13 protein-coding genes are annotated in these 16,258 nt (G+C 38.6%); 11 read left to right on the top strand and 2 right to left on the bottom strand.

What is annotated here, in order from left to right:
- The first annotated feature begins 3 nt into the window (after positions 1–3).
- From AC27IF_RS01125 to AC27IF_RS01095, 7 genes are all read left to right on the top strand, one after another.
- Positions 4–2,268, top strand: coding sequence for a TonB-dependent receptor family protein (locus AC27IF_RS01125; RefSeq protein ID WP_487051341.1), 2,265 nt, complete (start codon positions 4–6; stop codon positions 2,266–2,268).
- A gap of 22 nt (positions 2,269–2,290) precedes the next feature.
- On the top strand, positions 2,291–3,391 hold the full coding sequence (locus AC27IF_RS01120; protein ID WP_487051339.1) for a DUF1513 domain-containing protein: 1,101 nt from the start codon (positions 2,291–2,293) through the stop codon (positions 3,389–3,391).
- Between the two features lie 164 nt (positions 3,392–3,555).
- Positions 3,556–4,062 (top strand): PEP-CTERM sorting domain-containing protein, encoded by a 507-nt coding sequence (locus AC27IF_RS01115; RefSeq protein ID WP_487051337.1) that lies wholly within the window; start codon positions 3,556–3,558, stop codon positions 4,060–4,062.
- Between the two features lie 135 nt (positions 4,063–4,197).
- Positions 4,198–5,064, top strand: coding sequence for an alpha/beta hydrolase family protein (locus AC27IF_RS01110; protein WP_487051335.1), 867 nt, complete (start codon positions 4,198–4,200; stop codon positions 5,062–5,064).
- 117 nt (positions 5,065–5,181) lie between these two features.
- Positions 5,182–7,092 (top strand): DUF3604 domain-containing protein, encoded by a 1,911-nt coding sequence (locus AC27IF_RS01105; protein ID WP_487051333.1) that lies wholly within the window; start codon positions 5,182–5,184, stop codon positions 7,090–7,092.
- A 111-nt stretch (positions 7,093–7,203) separates the two neighbouring features.
- Positions 7,204–8,043: a peptidyl-prolyl cis-trans isomerase gene (locus AC27IF_RS01100; protein WP_487051331.1), complete on the top strand. Its 840-nt coding sequence runs from the start codon at positions 7,204–7,206 to the stop codon at positions 8,041–8,043.
- Positions 8,040–9,068: a HupE/UreJ family protein gene (locus tag AC27IF_RS01095; protein ID WP_487051329.1), complete on the top strand. Its 1,029-nt coding sequence runs from the start codon at positions 8,040–8,042 to the stop codon at positions 9,066–9,068. The genes AC27IF_RS01100 and AC27IF_RS01095 overlap by 4 nt, the downstream gene beginning before the upstream one ends.
- 18 nt (positions 9,069–9,086) lie before the next feature.
- Here the strand turns inward: AC27IF_RS01095 and AC27IF_RS01090 are convergent, their stop codons facing one another.
- Positions 9,087–10,940 (bottom strand): winged helix-turn-helix domain-containing protein, encoded by a 1,854-nt coding sequence (locus AC27IF_RS01090; RefSeq protein WP_487051327.1) that lies wholly within the window; start codon positions 10,938–10,940, stop codon positions 9,087–9,089.
- A gap of 159 nt (positions 10,941–11,099) precedes the next feature.
- Here AC27IF_RS01090 and AC27IF_RS01085 point away from each other — a divergent pair, with 159 nt between their 5' ends.
- From AC27IF_RS01085 to AC27IF_RS01070, 4 genes are all read left to right on the top strand, one after another.
- Positions 11,100–11,849 carry a sterol desaturase family protein gene (locus AC27IF_RS01085; RefSeq protein WP_487051325.1) on the top strand — a complete coding sequence of 250 codons (750 nt, stop codon included), beginning with the start codon at positions 11,100–11,102 and terminating at the stop codon, positions 11,847–11,849.
- A gap of 212 nt (positions 11,850–12,061) precedes the next feature.
- A complete protein-coding gene (locus AC27IF_RS01080; protein ID WP_487051323.1) occupies positions 12,062–12,280 on the top strand; it encodes a hypothetical protein in 219 nt (72 codons plus the stop codon).
- A gap of 9 nt (positions 12,281–12,289) precedes the next feature.
- Positions 12,290–12,820, top strand: coding sequence for a hypothetical protein (locus tag AC27IF_RS01075; RefSeq protein WP_487051321.1), 531 nt, complete (start codon positions 12,290–12,292; stop codon positions 12,818–12,820).
- Between the two features lie 503 nt (positions 12,821–13,323).
- Entirely contained in the window at positions 13,324–15,291 is a 1,968-nt protein-coding gene (locus AC27IF_RS01070) for a sialate O-acetylesterase (protein WP_487051319.1), read from the top strand.
- 40 nt (positions 15,292–15,331) lie between these two features.
- On the opposite strand, the gene AC27IF_RS01065 is transcribed toward AC27IF_RS01070, so the two are convergent.
- Complete coding sequence (locus AC27IF_RS01065) at positions 15,332–16,228, bottom strand: LysR substrate-binding domain-containing protein (protein ID WP_487051317.1); 897 nt, start codon at positions 16,226–16,228, stop codon at positions 15,332–15,334.
- Positions 16,229–16,258 lie beyond the last annotated feature (30 nt).

Here is a 16,258-nt window from a genome sequence, read left to right as displayed (position 1 = left end):
AGAATGAAAGTAAGTAAAATAGCAATAGCATTAATGTTAACTGGCTCTAGTGCAGTATTTGCTCAAGAGCAAAATGTTGAACATGATGAAAAGGCTAAAGAAACCACTAACAAACAAGTGGAAGTCATCAGTATTTTTGGCCAACGAAATGCACTAGAAACCGCCATTGGCTCTGCCTTTGTATTAGATGAAGCGCAGCTAGAGTTAAATGAATTCGACGATATTCACCGTGTTTTACAATCAGTACCTGGGGTTTATATTCGCGAAGAAGATGGTTACGGTTTACGGCCTAATATTGGTTTACGCGGCGCTACATCTGAGCGTAGTAGTAAAATAGCGTTGATGGAAGACGGCGTATTAATTGCCCCTGCAGCCTATGCCGCTCCGGCCGCTTATTACTTTCCGCTTATTTCAAGAATGACTCAGGTAGAAGTATTTAAAGGGCCGGCTGCAATAAAATACGGGCCTAATACGGTTGGCGGTGCAATAAACATGGTTTCTCGCTCTGTTGCTACGTTAGATGAAGGTCGTCAGGCCGAAATTGACTTGGCCTACGGTGAAACTAATTACCAAAAGGCACATGGCTTTTATAGTGAAAGTTACGACATTGATGATTTTGGTGAGCTCGGTTTTTTACTTGAAGGGATTACCGTATCTTCCGATGGCTTTAAAGATTTAGATACTAATGATGATGCCAATCAAAACTCTAATACAGATACTGGTTTTGATAAAAGCGAAGTGATCTTTAAAGCTAACTTCACACCAGCTAATAGTGACTATTATCAATTCTGGCAATTTAAAATGGGCTATGGTGAAGAAGTGTCTCATGAAACCTATTTAGGTTTAACCGATGACGACTTTGCCCAGTCCCCCACTCGCCGCTATGTTGCCAGTGAAAATGATAAAATGGATTGGGAACATTACCAGTTTCAATTATCTCACTACATTGAACTCAGTGGCGATACCAGTATTTACACACAAGCCTATCGTCGTGACTTTGACCGAGACTGGGACAGATTTAACAGCTTTAATACTAACCGTAGTATGGCCACCATTTTAACCTCACCAGATACGGGTATTAATGCCTTGTACATGCAAGTACTCAAAGGTGAGCGCGATACATTAACCAGCCAAGAACGGTTATTATTTACCTTAAATGACAGAAAGTTTTATTCTCAAGGTATTGAATCAAAGCTATTTTGGGATACTCGTTGGTTAGATGCAGATCTCGCTATGGATTTTGGTGTCAGACTCCATCAAGACCAAGTAGCTAGAAACCACCGCCAAGATGAATATGCCATGCAAGACGGTCATTTAACCCTACTAGGTAACAGAGAAACAATTACTTTAAACGAAGATACCGCTACCGCACTGGCAACTTATGCTAATGCTAACTTAGATTTTGGTCAACTTAACCTAACTGCTGGCTTAAGAGTTGAATATATCGAAGGCGAAGCCATCAATTTTGACCTAGAAACTGGTGTAGAAGAAAGTACTTCAACAAATGACACCACGGTAGTTATGCCAGGGTTTGGCGCTTTTTATAAAATTTCTGACAACCTAGGTGCTCTATTTGGGGTCAACAAAGGCTATGTACCAAACAGCCCTGGTCAAGATGACAGTATTGACCCAGAGGAAAGTTGGAATTATGAGTTTGGTCTGCGCTATGGGAATAACATCACTAAAGCCGAGCTAATTGGTTTTTATAATGATTACAGTAATCTTAAAGGCAACTGTACTTTTTCTAATGGTTGTGAAGAAGATCTTGGCCAAGAATTTAACGGTGGTGAAGTTGATATTTATGGCGTAGAAGCCAGTGTTAATACAAGCTTTACTGTCAGTGATAGTATCGAACTTCCGATAAATATTGCTTATACCTTTACTCAATCTGAGTTTCAAAACAGTTTTCAATCTGATTTTTCTCAATGGGGCACAGTAAGCGAAGGAGATGAACTCCCCTACTTACCTGAAAATCAGTTGAGTGTTGAAGTTGCTTTAGCTCATGAGAATTGGCAAGTGTCATTATTATTTAAATATGTTGATGAGATGTTGGAGGCGGCAGGTACCTCCACTGAACTTGAAGGTTATTACACTGACAATATTCAACAAGTGGACTTTGCTGCTTGGTATCAACTTAATGATGCTATCAAGCTTTACGGTAAAGTTGACAATGTAACCGATGAAACCGTCATAGTGTCACGCCGACCTTTTGGGGCAAGATCTGGTAAGCCTCGCCAAGCGATTGTTGGCATTAAGTATACATTTTAACTAAACGAATAAGTCTGAATTTATGATCACACGTCGTCAATTACTACTCGGTGCTGCTGCAGCGGGATCTGCTGCAGCATTAGGATTTATGCCTTTTGCTCAAGGTAACAAACACTGGTTAGTGAGTGCTTGTAGTAATAATCATAACGAGCACTTTGTTGCTGCATTTGATTTAAACGGAAATGTTGTCAATCAAGTTAAATTGCCCGCACGTGGTCATGATGCGATTGCGATACCTGATAAACCAGGGCACGCGTTAATTTTTGCTCGCCGCCCCGGTACTTTTATTCTCGAAGTTGATTTTAATACCGGCACCATAACTAATGAAATCACGTCACAGAGTCATTCACATTTTTATGGTCATGGTGTGGTCTCTACAAAGCATAACTTACTGTTAACCAGTGAAAATGATTTCGCTAAAGGTCAAGGCTTAATCGTGTTACGAGATGCGCAAAACTATCAAGTTGTTGAGCAGTTTTCTTCCGGCGGCATTGGCCCACATCAACTAAGTTTAATGCCAGATGGAAAATCCATTGTTATCGCTAATGGTGGAATTCAAACACACCCAGAGATACCACGTAAAAAGCTTAATATAGAAACCATGGAACCCAACCTTGCCTATTTAAATATAACTTCAGGTAAAGTAACCGATTCATTCACGTTAGATAATCATAAGCTCAGTATTCGACATTTAGCAGTAAGTAAACAAGGTAAAGTTATCGCTGGTTTGCAGTATCAGGGATCAAAAAATGATTTAGTACCTTTGGCAGTCTCGCATCATGGTGAAGGGGCATTGCAATATTTAACCGCCAACAACAATACTTGGCGTCGAATGAACCAATATACCGCCAGTGTTTGCATCGATGATAGTATAGATATGATTGCGATTAGCTGCCCAAGAGCTGACTTAATTACCTATTGGTCTTTAAGTAAAGGAGAATACTTAAGCCATGAGAAATTTGCTGATGGCGCCGGTTTAACTCACCTAGACAAGATATACGCCACGAGTGGTAAGGGACGTTTAATTTCAACAAAAGCTGACTCTAACCCGTCAGCCGAAAAACTTGCCTTAACTTTTTCGACACTAAAATGGGATAATCATTTAACGCATATAAGTGCCTGAAGGTTTCGTAACGCCATTGTAGTCTCTCTGTCAGTATTATTTACAACTTTTACCTTTTTTAATTACAAAACAAATAAAAACACTAAAAATCAATCAGTTAAATTATTGGCACACTCCATGCTTATAGATATATATATACAAATTCATCAACCGTGAGCTCATACATGAAAAATTTACTATTTATTCTTTGCACATTATTACTTACTCAACTTACATCTTTAAAAGCTAATGCTGCTCTAATAGAAGCAGAGGTTCCTGATGAGTTATTTATTACTATTGGTGAGTACGATTGGGCATGGGCAGCTGCTGTTACAGATGATGCATCAACTGGCCTAGACAATTATAAACTAGATATTCTTTTTCAGTCTCAATATGGATGGGCTCTAGCGGAAACTGCTGACTTTCTTCGTGATTTACCTACCGCTGCTGACTTTGGTACCTCTTCAAGCTTCAAATGTGCTGCATCATATTTTTCAAATATGAATCAATGTGATTATAGTGATGGAACAGGCCGTTATATAGTTAATTATGCGCCAAACCCTTCAATTCACAATAACTCAGATGTATGGGTAGTTAGAAGTAATGTAAGTAACGATATTCCTGAACCAACAACTCTTGCTATATTTGCTTTAGGTATTTTAGGTTTAACTGCACGTCGCGCTAGAAAATAATGAGTTAAAATAGATTCAAAAGAGCCCCCACTCTTTTAAAAAGCACCATGCCTTTGGCTGGTGCTTTTTTTTCATACTTGCAAGCTGGTTTGACCACTGCTATTTTATTAACTCCCCCAATGATGAGTTAATCCTATGACACTTTATTCCGCTAAAGATGTAACTATAACATGTAGTGATCAAGTTGAGCTGGCCGCCACTTGCTATTCCCCGAGTGAAGCCCCTAAGGCAGCCATATTAATTGGCCCTGCAACGGGTATAAAGAGACAATTCTATGCCAATTTTGCGTCCTACTTTGCAGAGCAAGGTTATGGTGTTATTACTTTTGATAATAGAGGCATTGGTGGCTCTTTAAATGGGAATATAAAAGACTGCGAAGCATCGCTGCAATGTTGGGGGGAGCAAGATATGCCAGCCGCCTTAGAAGCATTAAAGAGCTCATTTCCAGATTCAAGTTATCATTTAATTGGTCATAGCGCTGGCGGTCAACTTATTGGTTTAATGCATAACGCCAAAGAGTTAAGCTCAATCTATAATTTTGCCTGTTCTTCAGGACGATTAAAAAACATGAAAAAACGTCACTGGCTAAAAGCAAACTTTTTTATGAATTTTTTCATACCGATATCAAATGCTCTGTTTGGTTATGTAAAATCTGATTGGGTAGGCATGGGAGAGCCACTTCCTAAGGAAGTAGCGAAGCAGTGGCAAGAATGGTGTAACGGCCAAGGCTATGTGAAGACAGCATTTGGTAAAACCATTAATAGACACTTATACTATGAATTAGTAACGCCTTCAATGTGGGTTAATGCGGTTGATGACTTCATAGCCATCGATGAAAATGTCGATGACATGATATCAGTATTTACCAAATTTAGCGCTGAACGACTTACCTTAACAGCACAAGATCATAATCTAAATGAAATTGGTCATATGAAGTTTTTTAGTCGAACGTCGCAAGTACTTTGGTCTCATACTTTAGACTGGTTAGCTAAGTATCAATAAAAAATCTCTATAAATACGCCCTGCATCAAATTGGTGCTTTATGCAATTAATGTGTTCTTTTATTATCTGAGTTTTAATGCTACTTTAGAATAACTAATCTATATACAAGGAATTGTTATGCCATATAAAACAGTGCTAAAAGTAGCTAGCATTGCGTGCTTATTAGCAAGCAGCCAACAGGTTTTAGCTTCAAAGGTATCCGAGCAAGATAAAAAGTACTCACCTTACGCAAATAGTACTCAGCCAAATAATGTTTATTGGGGAGATTCTCACCTTCATACAGGCTTGTCACTTGATGCCGGTTTATTTGGTAACACAGTTAGTATTGATGATGCCTACAGACTAGCCCGCGGCGAACAAGTAAACTCCGCCAAAGGTATTCCCGTAAAACTTGCTCGTCCTTTAGACTGGTTAATCGTTACCGATCATTCCGATTTGATGGGTGTCGCAACGGATATTCAAGCAGGTACTGATAACATCTTAGCAGTCCCTAAAGGCAAAGAATGGCACGAAGGGTTTAAAAAAGGTGGTAAAGCCGCCGGTGAGGCCGCTTTTGACTTAATCAGTAATTTTTCTCAAATGACACTACCAAAGCAACTTGTTAAAGATTATAGCCCTGGCTCTGAGGTTTTTGGCCGTATTTGGAAAACAATAGTCAATGCCGCAGAAGAGCACAATGAACCGGGGTTATTCACCGCTTTTATTGGTTTTGAATGGACATCAGTCCCTAAGGGGTTCAACTTACACCGTAATGTAATTTTACGTGACAATGCCGATAAAGCGCTACAAGTTGAACCATTAACCACTCAACCGCCACTGGGCAGTACAGATCCATTAGCCCTTTATCAGTGGTTAGAAACCTATGAAAATAAACATGGTGGTCAAGCATTTTCATTTGCACACAATGGTAATTTATCAAATGGTTGGATGTTCCCAACTGAAGGCACTTATGCAGGTGGCGTGGTTGACAAAAACTACGTAAAACTTAGAGCTAAATGGGAACCCCATTACGAAATTACTCAAATAAAAGGTGATGGTGAAGCTCACCCTTATTTATCACCTAAAGATGAGTTTGCTGATTACGAAACTTGGGATGTTGGTAACTTAGATATATCTGAACTTAAAAAACCTGACATGCTAAAAGGCGAATATGCGCGTGAAGCCCTTAAGCAAGGTTTGTTGTTAGAGAAGAAACTAGGAGTTAATCCGTATAAGTTTGGCTTTGGTGGCGCGACAGACAGTCATACCTCATTAGCTACGGCCGATGAAGATAACTTTTTTGGTAAATCAACCAGTGTGGAGCCTTCTCAAGATCGCATTAATCACCCATTTGTATCCTCTAAGCTAGGTACCTTTGAAGGCTATAAATTAGTTGCTTCAGGTTATACCGGTATATGGGCGCATGAGAATACTCGAGGTGCTTTATTTGATGCCATGAAGCGTAAAGAAACATACGGAACAACAGGGCCACGTATGACGGTACGTTTTTTTGGTGGTTGGGATTATAACCAAAAAGATTTACTGGCAAACGATCCTGCTAAAGTCGGCTACGCAAAAGGAGTTCCTATGGGGGGCGATCTTGTTAAGCAAAAATCGAATAAATCCCCTTCATTTATGGTTTATGCAATGCGCGACCCTAAAAGCGCCTATCTTGATCGCATCCAAATTGTCAAAGGTTGGTTAGATGCCAAAGGTAAATTACATGAACGTGTTTATGATGTTGCTGTATCAGATGGTCGTAAAATTGATAAGTCTGGTCGAGTGAAAAAAGCAGTTGGCAATACTGTCGATCTTAAAACCGCAACGTGGAGCAACAGCATAGGCGATGCACAATTATCAACCGTGTGGACTGACCCTGATTTTGATAAAAATGAGTCGTCGTTCTACTACACCCGTGTTATTGAAATACCAACACCGCGCTGGGTACTTTACGATAAAGTAAGACTAGGTGCAGTATTACCTAAAGAAGCAGAATTAGTTGGTCAAGAGCGAGCTTATAGCTCTCCAATTTGGTATTCAGCTAAATAAGTATTAACTAAGATATTTCCCCTGACAACCAATGACTGTCAGGGGTTTTATTTTCTACCCGCTATAGCGTACATTCGTATTTTTCGTCTCTAATATATTACTCGTCATACTATGCTTAAAAAATTTATCACCGAGCCACTGGTTCACTTTTTAGTTATCGCCATTATTTTATTTTTTCTCTTTAAACAATTTAACGCTGAAGAGTCAAACCCCAACACAATTTTCGTTAGCCAAGGGCGTATAGAACAAATAAAGCAAAGCTTTATTACCCGTTGGAGCCGATCGCCTTTAGCTAAAGAGTTAGAAAATGCCACACGTCATTACGCCATTAATGAAATGTATATTCGTGAAGCTCGCGCACTCAATATGGACTTAGGCGATAAAGTGATTGATAGGCGCTTACGACAAAAAATAGAATTTTTGATTGAAGATCACGCCACCACGAAAGAGCCTGACACCCGTGAATTAAAGCAATATTATCTACAGCATATTGATAAATACAAAAATCAACCCGTGTTTAGTTTTCAACAAATCCATTTATCTACTGATGGCGCTGAAGATGAATTACAACAAAAGATATCTCAGCAACAGGCACTTATTGCACAAGGAAAAGCACCACAGGGTGAGGTAAAGTTACTGCCTTACCAGCTTAGCCAAAAAAGCACGATACAAATTGATCGAGCTTTCGGTGCAAATTTTAGTGAACAATTATCCATTGCGCCATTATCACAATGGTCAGGCCCAATAAAATCATCCTATGGTGTTCACTTTGTATTGGTAGAGCAAAAAATACCCGCGAGCAGTAAAACGTTTGAGTCCGTAAAGCCAAAAGTATTAACGGATTGGCAATATGATAATTTACAACGTGCGAAAGCCAACTTTGAAGAAGAGCTACTCAAAATTTATACCATAGAGCAAGAGCCTGCATCGGTAGGCGACGTAGTACAATGATCACATTGACTAAGCTAAAAGTACTACCACCACTAACCTTGTTGTTAGCTTTTTTCACTCTTTTTTGTAGTGCTGTTTTTGCTGATGACATGAGACCGGCTTCTTTAACCGTTACCGCTACCAGTGATACCGCTTTTGATGTTGTTTGGAAAGTACCGTTAAAAAATGGCAAGAAAGAAGAAATCAGCTTTGTTTTACCTGAGCAAAGTAAACAAGTGGGGTTAACAAGAAAGCACATTATCAATAATGCTTATATAGAATATAGTCACTTCCAGCGAGCTGCAGGTTTGTCTGGCATGACACTGGCCATTGATAATATCGAACGTTCATCGGGCGATGTACTTGTTCGAGTTATTGGCAGCAATCAAGAAACTTTAACCACGGTACTTAACGCGGATAAACCCAGTTACGAAATACAAAAAATAATTCCCTTAACCACTTTCAGTACTATGATGACTTATATCGAGCTGGGCATAGAGCATATTCTCATCGGTTTAGATCACTTATTATTTGTCGCTTGTTTGGTTTATATTTCAGGTACTCGTAAAAAGCTATTTTATACTATCACTGGTTTTACGGTTGCTCACTCAATCACTCTGTTTCTTTCAGCAAGTAATATTATCGTTATTGCAATTGAGCCCGTTGAAGCGGTGATCGCGCTAAGTATAATATTTTTAGCTTGGGAGATAGCCAAGCATAGGAAAAACAGCTTGAGTTTACGTTATCCAGTGTTGGTGTCATCAAGTTTTGGTTTGCTGCATGGTTTTGGTTTTGCCGCGGTACTAAGTGATATAGGCTTGCCTGAAACTGAAAAGCTCTTTGCTTTATTAAGCTTTAATATTGGTGTTGAATTAGGGCAATTACTGTTTGTTTTAGCCTTGTTCATCACCGTTAAACTCGTGTCATATCTCTACACATGGCTGTTTAGGAAACCGCTAACTTTGCCAATGCTACGCTTACCCATGAGTTATCTTTGCGGCGTTGTGGCTACACTATGGTTTATTGAACGATTGACAGCATTTTAATGTTTACCTTAATTAAGTTTATTGAGAGTACTGACTTACCGACTCATCATCAAGCCTAATATCCTTCAATACTTTCAGGTATCTTGGCTCAGTGCGTAATTGCTTGAGCCTCGGATCATTACGAGTAAAGATCAAACAATTCGACTGATACTCAACCGCTTTATCTAATAGTGGAAATACTTTATCCCTTTCGTCCATAAGCTCATGGATTATCGCTGTTTCATAAGGACACATATATTGATTGCTCAATTCAGCCTCTTGAATTAGTGCAGGCACAAAATCAAACTTACCTGCTGCGGCATATGACTGAGCAAGAATAATTAATCCAAAAGGGTCTCGTTTAGCTAAGCTGACACCTTTTTTAGCCAGCGCAATACTTCGCTGATGATTACCTTGCATATACTCTACAATTGCTAACCCCAACGGTAAATTAGCAATATTGGGGTGTTGCTGCATTTTTTCTTGCCCCCAAATTACAGCTTCATCGAACTCACCAACCATCATCAAAGCCCATAAACCCCAATCAGCTATCTCAATGTTTAGTGGGTCAAGTTTGTCAGCAGTTAATAGAGCACTCTTTACTCCTAAAGCATTTCCCATAGCTGAATAGTAAAGAGCGAACCCCAATTCGGTAAGCGCTATATCAGGATCACTTTTTCTCGCTTCAATAAGCATTTTCCAAGCATCATCCCAAAGCCAAGCGTGCACATAAGCCAAACCTAATGACGATTTTATTTGTGCTGAATTGGGGTTTATTGTTAATAGCTCTATGGCCGATGAAATTACTTTCGGTAAAACATCTTTCGGCTTATCAAATAACACCATAATGACCCGGTAAGCATTAGATTTGGCAATATAGGCCGCTTCAAAATGTGGGTCTAACCTTATCGCCTGATCAAAACTATTTATCGACGTTAATACCGATTCATGTGTCATTAGTGAAAACTGATGTTGGCCCTTAATATAGTATTCATAGGCTTGTAGATTTGCTGTTGGCGATTGGGCTATCTGTAGTTTTTCTTCCTCAAGCATGACTACTTTCAGCGACTTTGAAACCGAGGCAGCAATATCACCTTGTATGGTAAAAAGGTTATTGTTATCACGCTGAATATCAAAATCACCATTCCACAACAATACACCAGTGGCTAGATCTTCCACTTCAATAGTAATTCTAATATTGCCATTAACTCCTTCACTGACTACACCGTCTAATACATGGCTTACTTGTGGCAGCTGAGCTTTAATATGCTCTCGAAACTTATTTCCTTTAAAGGTAAATGCAGATGGGGGTGGTACGATAGTTAAACCAGAAATTTTACGTAAATCTTGAATTAACTCTCTGGTCATTTGATCGGCAAATGCCCCCCAATTTTCAGCATTATTACTAGCAATCGAAAAAGGCACAACGAGAACATGCGGATTTTGTTTGGGAGCAGATAACTTAGGATATAATTGCCACAACACAGCTAATAATGTAAACAATAAAACAGTTAGCAATACTATGTTAACTTGCCTTTTTTTCGTCTGACTCTTTAGTGGCTCTGCAATAGGAATATTAAGTTGGTTATCAATAGCGTTTTTTCGAGAATCATTCATATACTCATCAACATGAGCAATGAATTGATAACCTCTAGAACGTACCGTTTTAATAACGCTTTGTAGGTCTCCGTTATCCCCCAATACTTTACGAGCACTCTTAATATGGTTACTTAATGTTGTGTCAGATACTTCGCGGCCGTCCCATACCTGTTCTAGCAATTCATTCCTAGACACTAGCCGTGTACGGTGACTTATCAGATAAATAATGAGATCAAATACTTTTGGCTCAACGGGTAATAGCTGACCATGCTCTCGAATCTCGTATTGATTCATATCTATTTCGATATTTTTTAACCGGTAGTGCACCGTAAACTCCGTTTTATAGAATAATTAAAACATTATCGATTAATTAGCTAAATATTACCTAACCATCATGTTAATTCTCGCCATTTAATAATAATTAACAAGATTTTAATTATTAAAAAGGACGCAATGATGCCAACACCACTTGAAATATTACTCGATCCCATTTCCTTAATTTTACTCGCTATTTACAGCGCGCTTATGCTACTGGAAGCCGTTGCTCCAGCGACGCAGCTTAAACCAGTGAAAAACTGGGTACCTAAATCACTGTTAGTATTTATAATCTATTTTTACTTATCAACTTATTTGCCATTGATATGGGATCAATATTTACTACCCTATCAGTTATTCGACTTACAAAATACTAATCCTTATCTTAGTACGTTTATCGCCCTACTAGTATTTGAGCTATTTATTTATGTTTGGCATCGTACTATGCATCAGCATAACTTTTTGTGGCGTACTTTTCACCAGATGCACCATAGTGCTGAACGGGTAGATACTTTTGGCGCTTTTTATTTTAGTCCTTTGGACATGATAGGTTTCACTTTCTTATCAAGTTTGGCATTAAGCGTCGTTATTGGTTTGTCGCCTGATGCTATTACTTGGTTTTTATATATCAATATGTTTTTGGTGGTTTTTCAACATACCCATATCAAAACACCACAGTGGCTAGGCTATATAATTCAGCGTCCAGAAAGCCACTCAGTGCATCACCAAAAAGGTGTTCATGCCTATAATTATTCTGACCTGCCCATTTTTGATATTATTTTTGGCACTTTTAATAACCCAAAAGAGTTTGCTGATGAGGTGGGTTTATATAATGGGGCTTCACATAAATTGAAAGACTTATTACTTTGTCGAGATATTTCACAATAATATCAAGTACATTAATTAGAGCGCTCACTAGCCAAGTTAATTTTCATATTTGAACGTTGACTTGGCTAAAAATTAGGCATAGAATCCGCTTCAGGTTGCAGAGACGCCTTTTCCGCCAAAGATGAATTCACTCTGATATCAAATATTAATCAGTTCAATACGAACTAAGTAGGCTTTGCGGAATGCCACATATACTTAGAGGAAATTGAATTGTGACTATTCAACAAAAACCTCAGCGCTATGCTGATTATAATACCAATCTATTTATTAAAACTACCAAGCGGATTTTTCTTAATAAGTTGGTTTTGTTCTTTATCGCTATCATCATCATTACTCAATGCCAGCCTTTAGTTGCCATTAATTTCATTGCTAGCTGTAATTTATCATTGGGTGACTCCATCGCCTTTAATGCTTTAATAGAGCTGAATTAGGAGAGCATCATGGAACTTGCATTAAATGAAGTGAAAACTCAGGCTAAGAAGTTATTAAAAGTACTAAGAGCAGGTAAAGAGACTGATAAAAATACGCTACTCGCGTTGAAAAGGTTAGCCTTAAACTCAACAGAAAATATACAACTCAAGCACTGTTTATCAATAGTTTCTCAAGCATTAGGGTTTGATAATTGGCACCATGCTCAATATATTTTATCGGGTAATAAAAAGCCTGAAGAGAATATAGAAATGGGTAGCTTTTTTTATACCAAAGGTTGTAACGGCTTTATCAATGAATGGTTTGCAGATTATCAACAAGCCGAGGAAGTCTTCTCGGGACAGATAAAAAATAAATGGCTGTTGCCTTATAAAAGTCAATTTATTGTGGTGAAACAAGATTATATTCAAGTCTTCAAACTTGATAATGCCACTACATCGTTATGGACTAAGGTAAATAACAACATGGTTGAAAGCTATAACAGTAAGGCATGGGATAAGTTAGCCTGTGAAATAATTAAAAATAGAGTGAGAAATTACTAGGGACTGTTGAACTTTCGCGGTTAAATTTTGTTCGAGATAAAAGCGTTTTAATCGCGGCGAGTAGTTTTTAGCCTAGTCATTCTAAGCAAATACTACTCAACAATGAGTAAAGCGCTTTTAGCCGAATCCTTCGGACAGCGTTTGTTGGTCATTTTTACGGCGTTGTCGCCTTTTTATGTGGAACAACCACATGGCAAAGGCTCTACCTTGTATAAATACCCAACAATTCGCTGCAAAAACAATCTCGAAAGATCAACAGCCCCTACACTATTGTATTAATGCTCTAAGTGAAACGGTAAATTTTTCTTAGAGCTTTTTCCCACTATAATACTGAGCCGACAATCAATTCAAGACAATCTAAACATCAATTTATCGATTTAACCAGAAAAAGTTGAACCGGTTAACTTTTTCTGTAACTATACAAAAATTAAGTTTAACCAATGCTTAAGCTGTTTTATTTACAACAGCTAGTTTTAATAACAAACATACTGAAGAGCAAGTTAATGAAGCAATGTATAATATTAGTAATAATGCTATTAACCACACAGAATATGCTAAATAAATTAGGCGCAGAGCCTATAAGTAAATCCCCAAACCCCAGTAATGAATTAATTTTACCGGTTATTTTTTCTGATCATATGATCATGCAACGTGATCAAAAAATTACTCTGTGGGGCTGGGCCAAGATAAATAGTCTTGTGGAAATAACGCTTTTATCAGGTAGTAAAAAACTATCAATCACTGCGCAAACAAACAGTCAGGGTAAATGGCTTACGAGCTTACCTGCCCAAAAAAGCGGTAATGAGTACCAATTAATTGTTAACAGCAACGAAGAAACCATCACTATCGATAATATTTTATTTGGTGATGTTTGGTTAGCCTCGGGGCAATCAAATATGGAGTGGAAGCTAGGCTGGAAAGTTAATAATGCAGCCTCTGAAATTGCTAATAGCCGCAATGATGACATTCGTTTTTTTGAAGTGACTAATGCTTTACATGCCAGTGAGCAAGAACAACTAGCCGGCGGAAAATGGCAGATAGCGAGCCCAGAAACAGCAGCTAACTTCTCCGCTGTCGCTTGGCACTTTGCTAAGCGGTATCAAGCTGAAAAGAAAGTTCCGGTTGCTATTATCGATAGTACTTGGGGAGGCACACCAGCTGAGGCTTGGTTATCTCTACCCTCATTAATTGAAGTGCCTGGTTATGAAAAACAAGCTAAAAACATGCAGAATAACCGCCAAGAATGGCAAGATAAATTTGCTCAAAACATTATAAATGAAACTAAAAAATGGCAGATGATTGAGGATGATAGTTACTACGCCGATGGTAAAGTATTATCACCTGACTTTGATGATAGCCACTGGCAAACTATTTCGTTACCTACTGATCCAAACAAACCACTTAGCGATATCGTATGGCTACGTAAATCTTTTACTTTAAATGCTCTTCCTAATAAAGCTGAGATTAATATCGGTGAAATGAATCAAATCGGAAAAGTTTTCCTCAATGGTGAAATCATTTATCAAGAAGGTTGGCAAGATACCACCAAGGCAGTAAAAGTTCCGGTATCTTCACTCAAGTTAGGAAAGAACATTCTTGCAATGAGAGTAATTAATGACTGGGATAATAAAGTCATCGTTGGTAAGACAGAGCAATTATGGCTTAAGTTAGATAACAATATCCAAAACTTACAAGGACAATGGAATTACACTAATAGCCTTGAGCCTAAACTGCCTGTAGTTAAAAAATATAATTGGCAATCTGCGGTATTGTACAACGCAATGATCAAACCTTTAACCAATTATGCCCTAACAGGCGTTATTTGGTATCAGGGTGAAAGTAACGCTGACAAACCACAATATTATGCAAAGTTATTCAAATCACTTATTCAAGATTGGCGTATACAATTTCAGCAACCTGAGCTCCCTTTCTTGTTTGTACAACTTGCCAGTTTTATGAAAGAGCAGTCAGACCCAAGGGAAAGCCAGTGGGCGGAGTTAAGGCAAGCGCAAACAGAAGCGTTAGCACTACCTTATACCGGCATGGCTGTCACGATTGATATAGGTGACGCCGACGATATACATCCAAGAAATAAAGCAGACGTTGGGAAACGTTTGTGGTTAGCAGCAAAACATCTGGTATTTAATGATGAGGTTAACTATTCCGGCCCTGTTTTAGCCGCGATGACTTCTAGTGAAGTCGATGGTAAATCTGGTTTACTCATTACTTTTCAAGGTAAAGAAACTAAAATTCAACATACAGGAAATGAAATTCAAGGTTTTGCCATAGCAGGACAAGATCAACACTATGTTAACGGGCAAGCAAAAATTATTGGCAGTAAAGTATTTGTTTATAGTGATAAAATAACTCAGCCTAAATCGGTGCGTTATGGCTGGGCAGATAACAGCCCTGCCAACCTATACGATATGTCCTTGCTACCAGCAATTCCGTTTCAGCACAGCCTTCCCTAAAAAAACGACTCAACAATTCTAAATTGGTGAGTCGAATAGGTTACTGGTTAAGTTGTTTCTCTAATAAGCGACTTAACCTTAACAAGCCTTTGCCCTTATTGGTTATTTTCCATGCCATCAACAACTCTTGCTTAGGACGCTCTTGAAGTAATTCAATGCTTTTTAATGTGCCATCTGCTAATAAATGCTGAATACTTTGTCTTGGTAGGTAGCCAATACCTGCTCCTGCGACAATAGCAGCAATTTTTTGCTGAATTGAGCTAACATAAATATGACGGCTGCCCGTGATAATGTTAACCGATCTTGGTATTGCCTGCCTTGCTGAATCATGAACGACAACCGATCTATACTGACTTAACGCTGCGGCATCTATTGGCGACTTTGCCTTTATTAACTCATGTGATTTATGCACCACGAGTACATTCTCAAGCTCCACAACTTTGATGGCTCGTATGCCCTTTTGCGGCGGAACAGGAGCCGGCGCACCAATCACTAAATCAACTCTATCTTCAATTAATGCCTCCCAAGAACCGTTTAATACTTCTTCTTGCACATCAATTTCAATATTTTCATGCTCAGCTAAAAATTCGGCCAAGGTATTAAAAACAGGTTGAATATCAATAATGGTATCGCACACTATACGAATTCTTGTTTCCCAACCGTTGGCTATTGTTTGGGTTTGCTCAGATAAAGTATTCATTGCGCTAAGTACTTTTCTTCCTTCTGCAAGCAAGTGCTTACCTGCTGGTGTCAATACCGAACGCCGTCCTTGTCGCTCAAATATAGTGACATTAAGCTGCTCTTCTAACTTTTGCACTATATAGGATAAAGCTGAAGGAACTTTATTAAGTTGCTCTGCAGCTGCCGCATAACTGCCACGACTTTCTATGGCATCTAATACCAACAATGCTTCAACAGTAATAGGTGGCACTAACATGTTTCTCTCCAAAACAACTTATTGTTCAAA

It is taken from the genome of Colwellia sp. KS18-150 (assembly GCF_057551365.1).
Note: the sequence above shows the minus strand (reverse complement) of the source record. Positions and strands in the feature narration are given on the sequence as shown.

Excerpts from the sequence above, each read along its gene's own strand:
- AC27IF_RS01120 (WP_487051339.1), top strand. The coding sequence starts at position 2,291 with ATGATCACACGTCGTCAATTACTACTCGGTGCTGCTGCAGCGGGATCT.
- AC27IF_RS01100 (WP_487051331.1), top strand. The coding sequence starts at position 7,204 with ATGCTTAAAAAATTTATCACCGAGCCACTGGTTCACTTTTTAGTTATC.
- AC27IF_RS01105 (WP_487051333.1), top strand. The coding sequence starts at position 5,182 with ATGCCATATAAAACAGTGCTAAAAGTAGCTAGCATTGCGTGCTTATTA.
- AC27IF_RS01115 (WP_487051337.1), top strand. The coding sequence starts at position 3,556 with ATGAAAAATTTACTATTTATTCTTTGCACATTATTACTTACTCAACTT.
- AC27IF_RS01075 (WP_487051321.1), top strand. The coding sequence starts at position 12,290 with ATGGAACTTGCATTAAATGAAGTGAAAACTCAGGCTAAGAAGTTATTA.
- AC27IF_RS01065 (WP_487051317.1), bottom strand. The coding sequence starts at position 16,228 with ATGTTAGTGCCACCTATTACTGTTGAAGCATTGTTGGTATTAGATGCC.
- AC27IF_RS01085 (WP_487051325.1), top strand. The coding sequence starts at position 11,100 with ATGATGCCAACACCACTTGAAATATTACTCGATCCCATTTCCTTAATT.
- AC27IF_RS01070 (WP_487051319.1), top strand. The coding sequence starts at position 13,324 with ATGAAGCAATGTATAATATTAGTAATAATGCTATTAACCACACAGAAT.
- AC27IF_RS01110 (WP_487051335.1), top strand. The coding sequence starts at position 4,198 with ATGACACTTTATTCCGCTAAAGATGTAACTATAACATGTAGTGATCAA.
- AC27IF_RS01090 (WP_487051327.1), bottom strand. The coding sequence starts at position 10,940 with ATGAATCAATACGAGATTCGAGAGCATGGTCAGCTATTACCCGTTGAG.
- AC27IF_RS01095 (WP_487051329.1), top strand. The coding sequence starts at position 8,040 with ATGATCACATTGACTAAGCTAAAAGTACTACCACCACTAACCTTGTTG.
- AC27IF_RS01125 (WP_487051341.1), top strand. The coding sequence starts at position 4 with ATGAAAGTAAGTAAAATAGCAATAGCATTAATGTTAACTGGCTCTAGT.